Source organism: Microbulbifer sp. MI-G (assembly GCF_030440425.1).
GTDB classification, from domain to species: domain Bacteria; phylum Pseudomonadota; class Gammaproteobacteria; order Pseudomonadales; family Cellvibrionaceae; genus Microbulbifer; species Microbulbifer spongiae.
The window spans coordinates 343,184-359,733 of record NZ_CP098023.1 but is presented as its reverse complement, the minus strand read 5'-3'; the positions used below and the strand labels follow the sequence as shown (position 1 = coordinate 359,733).

Below are 16,550 nucleotides of genomic sequence, written 5' to 3'. Positions count from 1 at the left end.
TTAGAAGACAGCTAAGAGCCGCACATTGTAAACAGCCGATTTGATTATTCAAATGCCGATTGTCAGCATCGGCCAGCATGGGTAACAAGGTAACAACCGGGTAACACGGTCGAGTCACTTTCACACATTGGCGGCGTCACGCTTTGTGCAAGCTATCAGAGAATTTAACAGACTGATCAACTTTTAATCAAATTGTTTTTATTTAAATCTGCCGTATTGAACTAACGCGTAATTATACTCATTCCTGTCTGAAGCGGGGTAACACTCTCTTACAATTTCGACCCATGAGTCATCCAACTTTGGGAAAAAGGCGTCGGCATCCACCTCAGCATCCACTTCGGTGATATAAAGGTGCGACGCCAGGGGCAGGGCCTGGCGGTAAATTTGCGCCCCACCAATCACCATCACCTCCGCTGCACCGACCTTCAAGGCCCACTCGCGGGCCCGGCAGAGCCCCGCCTCCAATGACGCCACCACCTCTACACTACCAGCCTGCCAACTGGCATTGCGGGTGATCACAATATTGTTGCGCCCCGGGAGGGGGCGACCAATGGATTCAAATGTCTTGCGCCCCATGACCACGGGCTTGCCCATGGTGATCCGCTTGAAGAACTGAAGGTCTCCGGAGAGCCGCCAGGGCAAACCATTGTCCTTGCCGATAGCGCCATTGCGCGCCACTGCGGCAATCAGGGCCACAGGGATATCCATCGCCACAACGCCCCCTTAAACCGCAATCGGTGCCGGGATATGCGGGTGGGCCCGATAATCCCGCAGTTCAAAATCCTCAAAGCGGAAGGCGAACAGGTCTTCCACATCCGGGTTCAGGTGCATCGTGGGTGGCGGCAGGGGCTCCCGCTGCAACTGCAGCTCTGCCTGTACCAGGTGATTGGCGTAGAGATGCGCATCGCCGAAGGTATGGATAAATTCACCGGCCTGTAGCCCGCACACCTGTGCCAGCATCAGGGTAAGCAGGCTGTAGGAGGCGATATTGAAAGGTACTCCGAGGAAGATGTCCGCACTGCGCTGGTACAGCTGGCAGGACAGCTTGCCGTCCGCCACATAAAACTGAAAAAGCACATGACAGGGGGCAAGGGCCATGCGCCCTGCACGCACATTGTCCACAGGGGAGGCGCTCTCATCCGGCAGGTCCGCGGGGTTCCAGGCACTGACCAGGAGGCGGCGGGAGTCCGGCCGGGTCTTCAGCTGGTGCACCAGCTGCTCCATCTGGTCGATATGTCGCCCGTGTGGCGCCGGCCAGCAGCGCCACTGGCGACCGTATACCGGCCCCAAATCACCGGCTTCTGTGGCCCACTCATCCCAGATCCGCACCCCGTTTTCGCGCAGATAACGGATATTGGTCTCCCCCCGCAAGAACCAAAGCAGTTCGTGGATGATGGAATGCAAGTGGCATTTTTTCGTAGTAATTAACGGGAAACTCTCGCCCAGGTTAAAGCGCATCTGATAGCCAAAAATACTCAGGGTGCCGGTGCCCGTACGATCTTCCTTCTCCGCGCCCTGCTCCCGCACATGGCGCATCAGATCCAGATACTGCTTCATCTACTGTTGCGCCCCATCATTCGAATGGGTGCACGCCTGCTTGACAGCACCTCTGTCCCGCTCCTCCGGCGAGGGCTGGGTGCGGTAGCTCCACACCAAAAGGGCAATACCGGCCACCATCATCGGTAAACTCAGCAGCTGACCACGAGTCATCCAGCCAAACAGATCAAAACCAATATGGCCATCGGGCTCGCGCACGAACTCCACCAGGAAACGGAAAACCCCGTAAAGCAATACAAACATACCGCCAACAGCAAGACGTGGGCGCGGTCGGCTGGAAAACCACCAAAGTACGGCGAAGAGCACCAGCCCCTCGAGAAAAGCCTGATACAGTTGCGAAGGATGGCGCGCCAACAGCTCTGGATCCCTTGGAAACACCATCCCCCATGGCCCCTGGGTAGGGCGCCCCCACAACTCCTGGCCAATAAAATTACCCAGGCGCCCCAGCCCCAGTCCAATAGGTACCAGGGGAGCGACAAAGTCGATCAGGGCAGGGAAGGTAGTGCCAATCTTACGGGCGTACCAGGCTGTGGCCAGCATTACGCCAATCAGGCCGCCGTGAAAACTCATCCCCCCTTCCCACACCTTGAGCAGAGACAGCGGGTTTGCAATCAGCTCCGGCAGGTTGTAGAAGAACATATAACCGAGCCGCCCGCCGACAACCACCCCGATGGCACAGTAAAGAATCAAATCCTCCACTTCGGATTTAATCACCGGGGACCAGGGCCTGGTACTGCGCCGCAATGCCAGCCACCATGCAACAATAAAGCCGGCCAGGTACATAAGCCCGTACCAGTGCACTTTTAAGGGGCCAACGGCGAAGGCCACAGGGTCAATTTCAGGGTAAGTCAGCATGGGTGATCGGGATTGGCAGCGATAAAGGGCGTATTATGCTCACAAAGCCCCCCTCAGCGAAAGGGGCGCATCCGGCCCTGTCACCCTGGAAAATCCCTATGTGCCTTTTGCTGTTCGCGTATCGCTGCCACCGGGACTACCCACTGCTGCTGCTCGCCAATCGCGATGAATTCTATGCCAGACCCAGCGCACCCGCAGCGCCCTGGAAAGGACTCGGCCTGGTCGCTGGACGCGACCTGCAAGGCGGCGGCACCTGGGCGGGCATGGCCCGCGGCCGGGTCGCCGCAGTGACCAATATCCGTGAACCCCGGCGGGATGTGCCCGAAGACCTGCTCTCCCGCGGCGAAATCCCCCTGAAGTTCCTCGCCGGCAACAGCACACCCTGCCAATTTGCCCTGGGGCTCCAGGGGCAGCACTATCGCGGCTTCAATGCACTGCTCTTCGATCTGGAGGCCGAAAAACCCCTGATCTGCGCCGGTAATCGCCACGTCCCTTTCCCCTTTCCTATCGGTGTACACGGTATTTCCAACGGCGCTCCGGACGCCCCCTGGCCGAAGGTTATACAGGGAAAAAGAGGGCTCAGGCGCATCTTGCAGGGCATGGGCGATGCCATCACCGAGAACAATTTTGTGCGCCCCGCCCTGGCGCTGCTGCGCAACCGACGATCGGCGCCCGAGGCCGCACTCCCCGACACTGGTGTAGGACTGGCAAGAGAGCGGGCGCTCTCTCCTATATTCGTACAGATTGATCAGCAAAGAGCCCCGCGGCTCGGCACAGCGGCACCAGACAGTGATCAAGTCGGCTATGGCACACGTGCCAGCACCCTGATTGCGGTCAGTAAAAAAGGACGCTGTCAGCTGTGGGAGCAGTCTTTTACAGAGGGGGAGCCCGAGGGACCACTGCGTCATTTCGCGATTCCCTAGTCTGCCCCCTGAAGGCCGTCAGACGAGGGCGCCATGGCAGAATAATTGGCCGTATCTGATCGCTCAAGCATTTACTCCCTAATCAAATGCTCTCCTTCAAATCAACATCCGCGCCACAGGACGTATGGCGTTTCCTGCCTCATTGCCGCCTTCTCCCCGGCAACCATTGCGAGAAGAAGGAAACGCCAAGCAAATTCTGCATTTATTGCCATACTTACTCTCACAGACGGCAGTTGGTTGAGTTACGCGCAAGTGTGCAGTGCCAGTCAGCGTCTGAAGAGGAGGTCGCGCGGGACGCATGACAAGTGCGAGCCATCGCCAAACACCGAGCAACATCAGGTTGGGCTCGCCACAGGTTGGGAAGGTAACAACGATCTGGCGCCCGGGATTATCCACAAGACAACACCGGGCCCCTGCAGTATCGCTGAGGTACCATGTCGTATTTCAACCCAGAGCAGCACAAACGCAAGTCCATTCTGCCCCTGCTGATTCTCGGCAGCCTGTGTGTGTCTATTCTCTATTACGCCTTCGCCGCTAACCAGAAAACCATACCGATACTGCCGGAAAATGCCGTGCGCCCCCACCTGATACACTGGCTGGAGGAGAACCCGAATGCCTGGCCCGCCCAGGACCCCATTTTCAACCCCGCAGCGGTGCGCAAAATTTACCAGCGCACCGATTACCGCCTGCTCTGGTTCGATAATTACAGTCTCAGTGACAGTGCCAACGACCTGCTCAGGCAACTCACTGCGGCCAGCTCCGGCAACCCCAGCAGTATGGTGGACTACCGCTACCACCTCGGGTATTTCGACCGCACCCTGCGCGATACCCCACAGCGCCTGCAGATGGCCGCGGTGCTGGATGTCCTTCTGACCGATGCGTTTGTCTCCTACGCCCAGGATACCCAGTTGGAACGCCTCACCCCCAAAAGTCGTCCACCCCGCGGTATCACCCCGGTATTACGGGAAGACCAGGGGTTTCGCATGGTTGCCTTGCCCACCGCACCTCGACAAGCCTCAAATGAACCCAGTGGACGCAGGTATTTTCGCGGCTACGACCGGGCCCGTATCATCGGCAGCAGTCCGCACAGCCATCCCTATTCCCAGGACTACAACAGCGGCAATGAAGACAGCCACTCGCCTCCCGCCAGTTCCACCCGCAGCCTCGATCCCATACGCCACAATACGCATACAGACCGCAGCGCAAGCGGCTCGAGAGCCAGTGGCAGCGACAGCCGGGTCTACTACAACCAAAACCGCAACCAGCTTAGGCGCGACTATCACGGCCGCAGCAGCACAGCTATCCCATCTCCGGTCAATAACGAGGGGGCCTATTTCGAGGAGGATACCCCCTATGGCAGCGATGCGTATTCACTGAGAAACCAGCTGCAGCGATTGCGCGACCTGTCCGCCAGTGGACGCTGGCGCCCGATTCCCCCAGGCCCGGCAATGACATTGGGGGCCCGCCATCCCCATGTGGGCCGACTGCGGGATCTGCTCTCTCTCTACGGCGACTATCAGGCTTACTACCGCTATCGCGGCGCCGATCACAATCGATTCGACCGGAACCTGCACCAGGCTGTCATGCGCTTCCAGAAACGCCACGGTCTCAAGCCAGATGGGATCGTGGGGCGCACCACCCGCAAGCGCCTCAATCTCTCTCCCGCTGCGCGGGCGAAGATTGTGGAGATGAATATCGACCGTCGGGAAGCGTTGCCCTCCAGCCTGGGAGACCGTTTTATCCAGGTCAATATCCCCGCCTACCGGCTGCAATATGTTGAAAACGGCCGGGTCAAACTGGCCATGAATGTGGTTGTGGGGAAGAAGAAACACGCAACACCCGAGATCACCACACGGGTCAGCAAGGTGATTTTCAACCCCACCTGGACAGTACCGCGCAGTATCCTCGTCAATGAAATACTGCCCAAGGCCCGCAAGAATCCCGCCGGTATGGAAAACATGGGGTACCGGGTGGTCGGCGGAAGCGGTGAGTATCTCCCACTCACCTCCGGCAACCTCTCGGCTGCTGGTGCCGGCACCTATCTGATGCGCCAAATGGGAGGTGAGGAAAATATACTGGGGCGGATAAAGTTCGAGATACCCAACAAGCATGATGTCTACCTGCACGATACCCGCGCCCGCACCCTCTTTTCCCGCACGGACCGCGGCTACAGCCACGGCTGCATCCGCTTGGAAAAACCGCGCCACCTGGCGGAGGCCCTGCTGCGTCCCCAGGGGCGTTGGGATCAGTGGCGCATCGGCCAGCTCACCACTGGTGAAAAAACCACCGAGATAGATCTGACCCAGTTGGTGAACATCTACATTACCTACTGGACCGCTTGGGTCGACGGCGAGGGCAATCTGAATTTCCGCCCTGATATCTATGCCAAAGATGGCCTCACAGACAACCAGTTCTAGGTCTACCGCTGCACCCTTTCTTTCTGACCCGGCCCTGAGTCCCCTGTCCGGGTCAACTGCTCTATATTCCTTTTGCCTCACAGAGCCTGGGGAACGCATTTCTCAAAAGTATTAGGAGTCCCGCAGTCACAAGTTACCAATGTGAGCAGAGTGTTCGGTCTCTTTGATCCTTCCACTGCTGACAGGGGTGACTTATGGGTATTCGCAAGCGTCCGCCCTCTGGGTGCACACTGCACAGGGCTCTACGACACGCCGGCGCCCTCGCTTTGCTGCTGGCTTTCGGGTCCGGGCTGCCCCCGGCCACTGCCGAGACCGGAAAGTCTGCTGGCACCAATGCAGTTGTCGGCAGCGACCCCTTTGCACCAGCGGGGCGGCAATATGCGCTGCTCAGTGAGGAACTGGCGCGCTACCGGGCGCTGGCGGAAAGCGATCACTGGCAACCGCTTCGTGCCGGGCAACCAATAGCACCGGGCAGTCGCGGTCCGCGTGTCGCACAACTGCGCAGCCTGCTGATGCTGTACGGGGATTACCGCCCCAGTGATTTCGATACTTCAGGATCGAAGGACAACCTCCACGCCGATGTGTATGACAAATCCCTGCAACAGGCAGTGCGCAGATTCCAGCGGCGTCACGGGTTGAAAGCGAACGCACTGGTTGGCGAACACACCCGCAGCCGCCTCAATACCAATCCCGCCAAGCTGGTGCGTGTCCTTGCAGCCAATCTCAAACGCTGGGAGCTGCTGCCAAAAGATCTGGGTCCGCGCTATATCGTTGTCAACATTCCCGATTTCAGCCTGCGCCTGATAGAGGACAATCGTGAACAATTCCGCATGAAGGTGGTAGTGGGCAAGCCAAAACACAAAACCCCGCAATTGACCACCCGCATGACACGGCTTGAGTTCAATCCAGTGTGGCGTGTGCCACCGAGTATCGCCCTGAAAGAGCTGCTGCCGAAAGGCGGCTCTGCGCTGGGCGCCAGAGGATATCGGCTGATCAACCACCGCGGCAGAGCCGTGCCCTTCACCCGTGGCAATATCGCCGCCGTGCGCCGCGGCAAGGTCATGCTGCATCAAAGGGGTGGGCCGGGAAACGCCCTGGGTCGGGTCAAGTTTATGATCCCCAACCGCCATGCCATTTACCTGCACGATACCAAAAGCAAGCACCTGTTCAAAAAGTCCCAGCGGGCCTTTAGTCACGGTTGTATCCGCCTGGAAAAGCCGCTGGTGTTTGCCCGAATGATGCTGGGGCAGCAAAACGGCTGGGGTAACGCGCGTATCAACCGCGCCCTGGCGAGCAGCCGCACCCACGGCGTAGCGCTGAAAAAACCGGTACCCGTTTACGTCGCCTACTGGACTGCCTGGATAGATGAAAAGGGGCAGTTGCAATTCCGCCCGGATATCTACCGCCGCGACGGCCCTGTAGCAGAGGCAAGTCGTGGCTAGTCACAAGCCCCCCTGCGGGCATTCATGATGGCCTGTGACCTGCTGCGCCAACTCGGGCTCGCCGCACTGCTCGGCATGATCGCGTCCGCGGCCCCAAGCGGCGGCGCCCTGCTGGCAGCCAGGGTCCAGCAGGCACTCGACCCGACAACGTCGGGGGAACAGTTGCGCAAAGCGGCCAACCGCTACCGAGAACTGGCCAAACACTGGCAGCCCATTGCCCAGGGCGAGCCACTACAGGCCGGCGATAGAAACGTGCGGGTGCTGCAACTGCGCAAACTGTTGCAACTCTACGGGGACTATCGCGGACAGCCGGGGCCAACCTCCGCTCCCGCGGGAGACCCCCTGCGCTTCGACATGGCCCTTCAGACCGCCCTGGAGAATTTCCAGCGCCGGCACGGGCTGGCGCCCAGCGGCGTTGCGGAAGGGGAAACCCTCGCTGCGCTGGCTGTCTCTCCCACGGAGCGGGCCGGACAAATGACCCTGAACGCAGAGCGCTGGGACAGGCTGTCTCTTCCCCCGGAAAGCCGCTATGTACTGATCAATATTCCCGACTACCGGCTGCAGCTTGTGGAGGACAATCAGGTGGTGCTCGATATGAAAACGGTAGTGGGTAAAAGCAGCACCCGCACGCCGGATATGCGCAGCCGTATCACCCATGTCGTATTCAACCCCACCTGGACCGTACCACGCAGTATTCTGGTCACGCAGCTGCTGCCCAAAGCGCGCCACAACCCCGCGGCTATGCACCGGCGCGGGTATCGGGTTATCCAGTACCACAGCGGGGTCACCTCCCCCATTACCACTGAGGGCATCGCCCGTGCCGCAGGCGGCCACGCCACTCTGCGCCAGATCAGTGGTCCGGGGAACACACTGGGCAAGTTAAAGTTTGTCACACCCAATAAGCGAGCCATCTTTCTGCACGATACGCAGGCCAAGAGCCTGTTTTCATTACAGGCGCGCGCACGCAGTCACGGGTGTGTGCGCCTACAGCACCCGGAAGAGCTGGCCTACGCATTGCTGGCGCCCCAGGGCTGGGACAGAGTCCAGATTGCTCAGGCAGCGTCGGGAGACCAAACCCGCAATGTGCGCATCAAGCCGGCACCCCGTCTCTATATCGTCTATATGACCGCCTGGCTGGGTCGTGACGGACGTCCGCAGTTCCGACGCGATATTTACCACCGCGACAAGAAAACCCACTCCCCGGCCGAAGGCTAAGCGCGCCCTTCCGTCTTCGGTACTAAAACACAAGAAATAGAACCAACCAGTCACAAAAAAATGAATTTTTATGCTGTTTGCAAAAATGACAACGCTGTCCCCGCCAGCTGCCCCGCAACATTGGAATAGTCCGGGCGGTGGTGCCTGGGCCTTAGCTCACAAGCAATAATTTACCAGCGAAAACCTTCGAATATTTTCAAATTAGCAGCCTGTGGTTTGTAACATCTGGTTATTTTTTGTACATTTTCCGCTGTACCCTCGATGCGCTGGCCCCCTGGCGCACCGAAGTCCCCAAGCGACGAGGCGGAATTATGAAGAATCCATCCAGACGTCGGTTTCTGGCTGTAACCTGCGCAACAGCGGCGGCGGTCAGCGCCGGGCCAACTTTTGCCAAAGTCGGCAGTTCCCGCACCCTAAAAATGCGCAACTTGCATACCGGGGAGAAACTGGAGGCCGCCTACTGGACCAATGGAGCCTACAGCAGCAGTGGTCTCAAGCAGTTCAACCGACTGTTGCGTGACCACCGGGCCAATGAAGTGACCCGAATGGACCCCAAACTGCTGGATATCGTGTATAAATTGAAGGAAAAATTCAATTTTAAAGGCACTATTGAGATTATCTCCGGGTACCGTTCGGCCAAGACCAATGCCAAACTGCGCGCGGCCGGCCGCGGAGTCGCCAAGCGCAGCTACCATACACGCGGTATGGCCATGGACATCCGCATGCCCGGTGTTTCCCTGTCAAAACTGCGGCAGGCAGCCCTGGCCCTGAAAGCGGGTGGCGTTGGCTATTACCCCAAGAGCAATTTCGTCCACGTGGACACCGGCCCGGTACGCCGCTGGTAAAGCGCTATCAGGGATTCTGTCTGCTCACTATCAAACCCCGGCCTGTAGCGGGGTTTGATATTTCTGCGCCTCACTCTACCGGCAGGACAACGGGCACCACATCCATTTCGGAAACGGGAATCTGGGTAGTACCAGCCATCAGGCCCGCCACCTTTTCCAGCAATTTGCGCGCCTTGGCCAGCTGGCCCAATTCCGCTAATTCAAACGGATCTTCCATCTCCAGTAACAGGGCCTCCAGATCGGCAAAGGTCTGCTCCAGCGCACTCACCTGGTGACGATCCAGCAGCAACTCTGCCAAACCGCCCCCCCCGGTGGGTATCCAGTTGGATTGTAAAGTTGCCATAGCCGCCAGCAGCGCCTGCTTGGAGTCCGCTGCGCGACTGCTCTCCACATCGCTTTCAGAGCCCTCAGGCAGGCGCGGCAATAGCAATTCGTCGATTACCTGGGTATGGGCGGCGCGAATCTGTTGCAGCCGTGCCACAGGGCCAAGGGCGAGGTAGCGACGCGACAGCTGATTGGCTGCACTGGGCCAGCTGCGCGCCAGACCATCCATATCCTCTTCAATACCCTGGGCGATCAGGCGGGTCAGCGCACGGCGCCGATTGGCCGCCAGGGCCTCGGGTTTTTCCCCCCTGGAGTCGGCGACAAACTGTTCCGCCATACGCTCGCTGGTTGGCCCCCAGAGCATGACCTCCAGGGCGTGAAAACCGATGCTCGCCTCCTCATGGGCAGTGAGCCGGTGCTGCTTGCGCAGGTTTGCCAGGGTTAGCTCTATGGCAGTGTCATTGACGATGCCGCTGTCTGAATAGCCCGGCACCGTATCCAGGTACCCCGCCTGCGCAGGCCAGCTGTCCAAAGTCAGCAGCAGCTCGCGACCCTGACTGCGCAAAGCCACCGGAGAAAAGGCCAACTGGATATAGGGCAGCATCGCAGCGAGCTCCCGGTGGGCATCCAGCCAGGCAAGCCTGGCTTTCTCCAACCGGTCTTCATTGGGGTGCTCCAACAGTGCCGCCACTGCACGTCGAAGGGTCGCCGCGGTGGCACGGGTGTGCATAACCTGTGCCTGGCCCGCCTGCCATATCGCCAGCGAGAGATCCGAGGCCGCTTTTTCACTGATGGGCACCAGCGCAGCCCCCTGCACGGACTCCGGTGGCGTTGCGGGTTTTTGTTCACAACCCAACAAGGCCCCCAGGCTGGCCAGCAACAGCGCACAGGCTGTTTGCCGAATGGTATCGTTCACGCGATTCCCCGTTTTTGCCCTTTGCCAGAATCTGCAGTCATCGGAGACTGATTACCGGCCAGCCCCGCGCTTCCGCCTCTGTGCGCAGGCGAGCATCCGGGTCCACAGCGACCGGATGCTCCACTTCAGTCAGAAGTGGCAAATCATTGATCGAGTCACTGTAAAACCACTTCTGCCCGTCCACATAGTCTGCGTTGTGTGACAGCCACTGCTGCAATCGCACCACCTTGCCAGCCCGATAACAGGGCTCGCCGACCACGCGCCCGGTGAAGCGCCCCTCTAATTCCTCCGGCTCTGTGGCCAGTAGGGTATCCACACCCAGGTGTGCGGCAATCGGCTCCACAACAAAGCGATTGGTCGCGGTAATGATCATGATATGGTGCCCTTTGCGGCGGTGTTCCCCAATCAGCGCCTGTGCGCGGGGCAGCCACAGCTCACTGACGACTTCCTGCATAAATTCCCTTTGCAGGCTTTCCAGCTGCTCGCGCGATAGCAGGGACAGAGGCGCCAGTGCGAACTCCAGATAAGCAGAGATATCCAGCTCTCCCCGCTGGTAGTCCCGATAGAAATGGTCATTGGTGGAGCGGTAGTGCTCGCCGTCCACCTGCGCACGCTGTACCAGGAACTCGCCCCAGGCATGGTCGCTGTCTCCGCCGATCAGGGTATTGTCGAGATCAAAAATTGCCAAGTGCACCGCTCACCTGCCCCGTTACTATTGATTGCCAAAGGAAACTCCACTGCCAAAATCCAGCCAATGCCACCACACCGTCATACAATTTTACCCTGCATTCACGCGCTGCACACAGACTGCGTCACCGAATTGCTGTAAACACCCCTCTGTGGAACAATACGGGACAAGCGAGTGCAGCGTACAGCAGCACGCAACAGTATCGAGGACAGTATTATTTTGGACGACGGCAAGCCGGCTCAAACCGGGAGAAGAAGCCGCCGTAGGCCCAACAAGCAATCAAATCGCAACAATCCCCCTGCACGGAACAACAGGAGGCAGAGGCAGGGTGGCGAGGACAGCAGTAATATAGATGCAGAGGGCTTTCGCCCCAACGTCGGTATCATTATGCTGAATGCCCGCGGCCAGGTGCTGTGGGCCAGACGGGTCGGTGGCAAGGACGCTTGGCAGTTCCCCCAGGGCGGCATTAATCCAGGCGAAACCCCAGAACAGGCATTGTACAGGGAGCTTTACGAAGAAATCGGTCTCACTCGCGATCAGGTCAGTATGATCGCCTGCACACGCGGCTGGCTGCGCTACCGCCTGCCGCAGCGGATGATCCGCCGGCGTGCCGAACCGCTGTGCATTGGCCAGAAACAGAAATGGTTTTTATTAAAACTGGTGGCGGCGGAGACCGCCATCAGTTTTGATAACGGCTATAAGCCCGAATTCGACCACTGGCGCTGGGTGAGCTATTGGCATCCGCTCAGCAAGGTAGTGACCTTCAAGCGCGAGGTGTATCGGCGCGCGCTAACCGAGCTGGCCCCACAGCAAATACAGCTGGAAAGGCGCTGGCTGCACAAACAGGGCGAATAGCGCGCCCCTTTCGCCAGTGATGAGTCCGGTATAGGGGAGTTACCGGAATCTTTACTATGTCTGAACACCTAGGGCCCTGGCGGAGCACCCACCGGTTCCGGGCCTGAACTTTCTCCGTTGATTGGCGAGGACAGGCCATTGCTCGGATCTCTGCGCAGTATCGTACAGGAAGTCAACACCGCCAGGGACCTCCCCGCGGTGCTCAAAATTATTGTGCAACGTGTGCGTGAGGTAATGCACACCCGGGTCTGCTCTGTTTATCTTCGCGACAAGCAGTCCGGAAACTATGTGCTGATGGCCACCGACGGCCTCCACTCCAATGCTGTCGGTCAGGTACACCTGGCGCCGGGCGAGGGGCTGGTGGGCAGTGTGGTGGCCCGCGAGGAACCCATCAATCTGGATATGGCCAAGTCCCATCCCGCTTTCCAGTATTTCCCCGCGACCGGGGAGGAGCGTTTCTGCGCTTTCCTCGGCGCACCGATTATCCACCACCGCACCGTACTCGGGGTTCTTGTCGTTCAACAGGAGCAACAGCGTCGCTTCGATGAGGGCGAAGAGGCGTTTCTGGTGACCCTCTCTGCCCAGCTCGCCGGTGTCATTGCCCATGCGGAAGCCACCGGGGTACTGGCGACCATGCGCAAGCAGAGGCGCGAAACCCACTTTAGTGGCATCGCTGCATCCCCCGGGGTTGCGATCGGCCACGCGTGCATCGTCACACCCCAGGCCAACCTGGCCACCGTACCCTACTGTTTGTGCCTGGATGTCGACTCCGAACTGGCCCTGTTTCAGCAGGCCCTCTCCGCCGCCAGGGAGGAAATCCACCAGGTGGGGGAGCGCCTCAAGGGCGAACTCAGCCGCGAGGAGTCCACACTGTTCGATGCCTACATCAGCATACTGGACGACGACGTCCTTGCCTCCGAAGTCTGTGATCGCATCCGGCAACAGCAGCTCTGTGCGCCGAGGGCCTGGGCCGAGGTTATGCTGGAGCATGTACGGCGCTTTGAAACCATGTCCGACTCTTATTTCCGCGACAGAGCCGCCGATGTGCGCGACCTCGGCGTGCGGGTGCTGGCCCACCTGTACCAACAACAGCAGAGCGAGCGCAACTACCCGGAAAACACTATCCTGGTGGGGGAGGAGCTCACCGCCGCGGTATTGGCCGAAGTCCCCCGGCAAAAACTGATCGGCGTTGTTTCCGTAAAGGGCTCCGCCAACAGCCATGTGGCCATCATCGCGCGGGCCATGGGGCTGCCAGCCGTAATGGGCGTGCAGGACCTGCCCTATGAGACCATTGATGGCATCTCCGTGGTCGTGGACGGCTATCGCGGCGTACTGCATATCCACCCCGGTGAGGCACTCAAACGCCACTATAACGCCATTGTGGCTGAAGAGCGGGAGCTCACCCGCAACCTGGATCACACCGCCAGTCTCCCCGCAGAAACCACAGACGGCCACCGGGTGTGTCTTCTGGTCAACACCGGCCTGATGGCCGATGTGGTGCGCTCCAGGGAGCGCGGTGCCGAGGGTGTCGGCCTGTTTCGCACCGAAGTGCCCTTCCTGCTGCGCGACCGCTTCCCCTCGGAGGAGGAGCAACGGGAGATTTACCGGGAACAGCTGGAATGCTTCGCCCCCCTGCCGGTGACCATGCGCACCCTGGATATTGGCGGTGACAAGTCCTTGGCTTACTTTCCTATAGAAGAGACCAACCCCTTCCTCGGATGGCGCGGCATCCGCGTCACCCTGGATCACCCGGAAATATTCCTGGCACAGGTGCGCGCCATGATGAAAGCCAGCCAGGGACTCGATAACCTGCGTATCATGCTGCCGATGATCAGTGGACTGAGCGAACTCGAAGCCGCTCGCAAGTTGATAGAGAGGGCCTACCGGGAGCTTTTGGAAGAGGGCTACGCTATCAATATGCCCCCCCTGGGCGTTATGGTGGAGGTGCCCTCTGCGGTCTACCAGGTGCGCGAGTTGGCCGAGCATGCGGATTTTATCTCAGTGGGCAGTAACGACCTCACCCAGTACCTTCTGGCGGTGGACCGCAGCAATAGCCGCGTGGCCAATATTTACCACGCCCTGCACCCGGCTGTGTTGCGAGCCCTGCAGGAAATCGTTAACGCTGCACACGCAGCGGGTACTCGAGTAGGCATCTGCGGCGAGCTGGCCGGAGAACCCGGCGGCGCCCTGCTGCTGGTGGCCATGGGCTACGACATGCTGTCGATGAATGCCACCAACCTGCCCCGTGTCAAAGCCACGCTGCGCGCGGTGCAACAGGCGGATATGCAACGGCTGTTGCAGCAGGTCATCTGTATGGATTGCGCCGAGAAGATCGAGTCAGCCGTGAATGCCTATTTGCTGAGTCTCGGTCTGAAGGGGATTTTGCATCCGCCCGGTATACAGTAACAGCTAGGCCATTCGGGGCAAAACCCTTGTCACTGGCAAAAGCAGCTTACAGCCAGACCGGGTTGGCAATAAAAAAGCCCGGTACCCACAGCAGGGGTACCGGGCTTTCTATTAAGCTTCTACAGGAATCCTACAAACCACTTGGGCCGCAATCATTCTTGAGATAAGCAATCATGGATTCAAATAACAATTTTTGGTGGTTGAAAAACAGTGTATTGGAAAAGTGGTCAGCCCCTTCGAGCTCGACATATTTATAGTCCTTTCCATGCGCGTCCAACGCCTTTCGGTATTTTTCCGCATGAATCGGCGGAACGCGCTGATCCACACTTCCGTGGATCAACAGTAGTGGGATATTCACCTCTGATGCCTTTTCAAGTGGTGAAACGCTATCACCCCACATAGAAAGCTGCTCTTCCTTTTGAGCCCCCCTCATACGATAGCGGTAGTAGTTTACTTGCATTAATGGATCTGCAACTGCGGCACCCGCGATAGCACATTGATATATCTGCTCCTTTCTGCTCGCAGCAACCAGTGCAGCATAACCACCGTAAGACCAGCCAAACATTGCCAGGCGCTCGGGATCTGCAAGCCCCTCTTTAACCAAATACAGCATGCCATCATCTTTGTCATCCTGCATTTTGTAACCGCCCTGGCCACCTTTCTTAAATGCGGAAGTATAATGTTCCAAGCCGTATCCCAATGATCCCCTGTACTGCGGTTGAAGTACGAGATAGCCATTATTCGCCAGCATTTGCGCCCATTCGTCATATAGGACGACCTCGGAAACAAATGGGCCTCCATGCGGCATCACCACAGCAGGAAATGGCGGCTCCCCGTTCGGCACTGTTAGATAGGCGGGTATTTTTTTTCCATCGCGCGCCTTGTATTCAATATAGCGCACATCTGCCAGTTGATCGGCTTCAAGCAGAGGTTGTCGGCTGCCAATATTCGTCAATTTTCCTTTATGCAGCAGATAGTAAGATCCCGGGTCACGGGCACCAACATTTAAAATCACAAGAGAATTGCCGGATTTATCGCGACTGTCAACACGCACTAAATCCGCATTCGGTATAATTCCCTGCAGTTGCTGCACCATTGCTGCTGTCGTGGAATCAAAGTATTCGGTTTGAACGCCATCCTTATAATATCTGACACCTACCACAGTATCGGGATTTGTCCAACGGTTACTATGAAAGCTTACGCCCGCAACATCAACATCATTGCGCAAATAAATTGGCTGGGAAAATGCTTTCTTTTGGACATCGAATTCCCACAATCCAATTTTATCCTTTCCATTTTGCGCGCGCACAAAGAAGACATTTGGGTTTTTCTCGTCAAAGCCTAATACAGAGAAAGTCTCGAAGCTGTCTTCACTTAATCGGTAAATTTCACGCCATTTCTTCTTATCGGTAACCCGCTCATACCAAATAAACTCTCCCTTTCCAGCATCAAACCCCCTGGCCAGCCAAGGCACGCCATCCCCATCGAATTCAACAGCGCCAAGCTCCAACTTTCCACGCAAAATTAATTTCTTAGCGCCTGTCTTCAAGTTAAGTTCATAATAGGTTCTCGGGCGAAAGGCCGCTCTGATTTTACCGTCACCCCCTCCCGGAATATAAGAATATATTATTTTATTTTTCTTCTTTGGCAGCAGATGCTCAATGCCCGCGCCCAGATCATCATATTTTTTTAGTTTCTTACGATTAATATCAACAGAGGCAAGGAGCCCTTCATAAACACCCCGGTTAAATCCATCAATCTTGTCACGAACTTTTTGGCGAAGCCCCATTATGATGACATCATCAGTAGCCCAGTAAAAATACTGAATTTCCATCGGGTCAGAATTAATGCGATATGGCTCCCGATCCATGGCATCCGTTTTGTACACTTCAATAATAGGCACACCATCCTTTGTAGGGATTTTTAACAATGCCAGATGCTTGCCATCTGGTGAGAGCTCTACATTCCTTATGACGTCGCGCAAAGCCCAGTATTCCAGTGGGTAAGGAGAACTCGCAGAAGCTTCATAAGAAAATGCGAGACTGAAAACCGCCAAAAAGAACAGCAGTTTTTGAATAAAAATTCTAGGTTTCATCTCAAACTCTTT

The 16,550-nt window shown here is 57.7% G+C and carries 13 protein-coding genes; 7 read left to right on the top strand and 6 right to left on the bottom strand.

Annotated elements, in window-relative coordinates:
* Nucleotides 1-198: 198 nt before the first annotated feature.
* From M8T91_RS01515 to lgt, 3 genes are read right to left on the bottom strand one after another with little or no spacing between them, the layout of a single operon-like run.
* Nucleotides 199-708 carry a dihydrofolate reductase gene (locus tag M8T91_RS01515; protein ID WP_301418984.1) on the bottom strand — a complete coding sequence of 170 codons (510 nt, stop codon included), beginning with the start codon at nucleotides 706-708 and terminating at the stop codon, nucleotides 199-201.
* 15 nt (nucleotides 709-723) lie between these two features.
* Nucleotides 724-1,557, bottom strand: a complete 834-nt coding sequence (locus M8T91_RS01510; protein ID WP_301416146.1) for a thymidylate synthase — start codon at nucleotides 1,555-1,557, stop codon at nucleotides 724-726.
* Nucleotides 1,558-2,412 (bottom strand): prolipoprotein diacylglyceryl transferase, encoded by an 855-nt coding sequence (gene lgt / locus M8T91_RS01505; protein ID WP_301416144.1) that lies wholly within the window; start codon nucleotides 2,410-2,412, stop codon nucleotides 1,558-1,560.
* A 35-nt stretch (nucleotides 2,413-2,447) separates the two neighbouring features.
* Between lgt and M8T91_RS01500 the strand changes: the two genes are divergently transcribed.
* From M8T91_RS01500 to mepK, 5 genes are all read left to right on the top strand, one after another.
* Entirely contained in the window at nucleotides 2,448-3,335 is an 888-nt protein-coding gene (locus tag M8T91_RS01500) for an NRDE family protein (RefSeq protein ID WP_301416142.1), read from the top strand.
* A 434-nt stretch (nucleotides 3,336-3,769) separates the two neighbouring features.
* Nucleotides 3,770-5,752 carry a L,D-transpeptidase family protein gene (locus tag M8T91_RS01495; RefSeq protein ID WP_301416140.1) on the top strand — a complete coding sequence of 661 codons (1,983 nt, stop codon included), beginning with the start codon at nucleotides 3,770-3,772 and terminating at the stop codon, nucleotides 5,750-5,752.
* A gap of 194 nt (nucleotides 5,753-5,946) precedes the next feature.
* Nucleotides 5,947-7,194, top strand: a complete 1,248-nt coding sequence (locus M8T91_RS01490) for a L,D-transpeptidase family protein (RefSeq protein WP_301416138.1) — start codon at nucleotides 5,947-5,949, stop codon at nucleotides 7,192-7,194.
* A gap of 24 nt (nucleotides 7,195-7,218) precedes the next feature.
* Nucleotides 7,219-8,409, top strand: coding sequence for a L,D-transpeptidase family protein (locus M8T91_RS01485; protein ID WP_301416136.1), 1,191 nt, complete (start codon nucleotides 7,219-7,221; stop codon nucleotides 8,407-8,409).
* Between the two features lie 311 nt (nucleotides 8,410-8,720).
* On the top strand, nucleotides 8,721-9,254 hold the full coding sequence (gene mepK / locus M8T91_RS01480; protein WP_301416134.1) for a peptidoglycan L,D-endopeptidase MepK: 534 nt from the start codon (nucleotides 8,721-8,723) through the stop codon (nucleotides 9,252-9,254).
* A gap of 70 nt (nucleotides 9,255-9,324) precedes the next feature.
* Here the strand turns inward: mepK and M8T91_RS01475 are convergent, their stop codons facing one another.
* Complete coding sequence (locus M8T91_RS01475; protein ID WP_301416131.1) at nucleotides 9,325-10,494, bottom strand: imelysin family protein; 1,170 nt, start codon at nucleotides 10,492-10,494, stop codon at nucleotides 9,325-9,327.
* A gap of 37 nt (nucleotides 10,495-10,531) precedes the next feature.
* A complete protein-coding gene (locus M8T91_RS01470; RefSeq protein ID WP_301416129.1) occupies nucleotides 10,532-11,188 on the bottom strand; it encodes a histidinol-phosphatase in 657 nt (218 codons plus the stop codon).
* A 168-nt stretch (nucleotides 11,189-11,356) separates the two neighbouring features.
* Here M8T91_RS01470 and M8T91_RS01465 point away from each other — a divergent pair, with 168 nt between their 5' ends.
* Entirely contained in the window at nucleotides 11,357-12,037 is a 681-nt protein-coding gene (locus M8T91_RS01465) for an RNA pyrophosphohydrolase (RefSeq protein ID WP_436970314.1), read from the top strand.
* Nucleotides 12,038-12,175: 138 nt separating this feature from the next.
* On the top strand, nucleotides 12,176-14,443 hold the full coding sequence (gene ptsP / locus M8T91_RS01460) for a phosphoenolpyruvate--protein phosphotransferase (RefSeq protein WP_301416127.1): 2,268 nt from the start codon (nucleotides 12,176-12,178) through the stop codon (nucleotides 14,441-14,443).
* Between the two features lie 130 nt (nucleotides 14,444-14,573).
* Here ptsP and M8T91_RS01455 read toward each other — a convergent pair whose 3' ends face one another.
* Nucleotides 14,574-16,538, bottom strand: a complete 1,965-nt coding sequence (locus M8T91_RS01455; protein WP_301416125.1) for an alpha/beta hydrolase family protein — start codon at nucleotides 16,536-16,538, stop codon at nucleotides 14,574-14,576.
* Nucleotides 16,539-16,550: the final 12 nt, after the last annotated feature.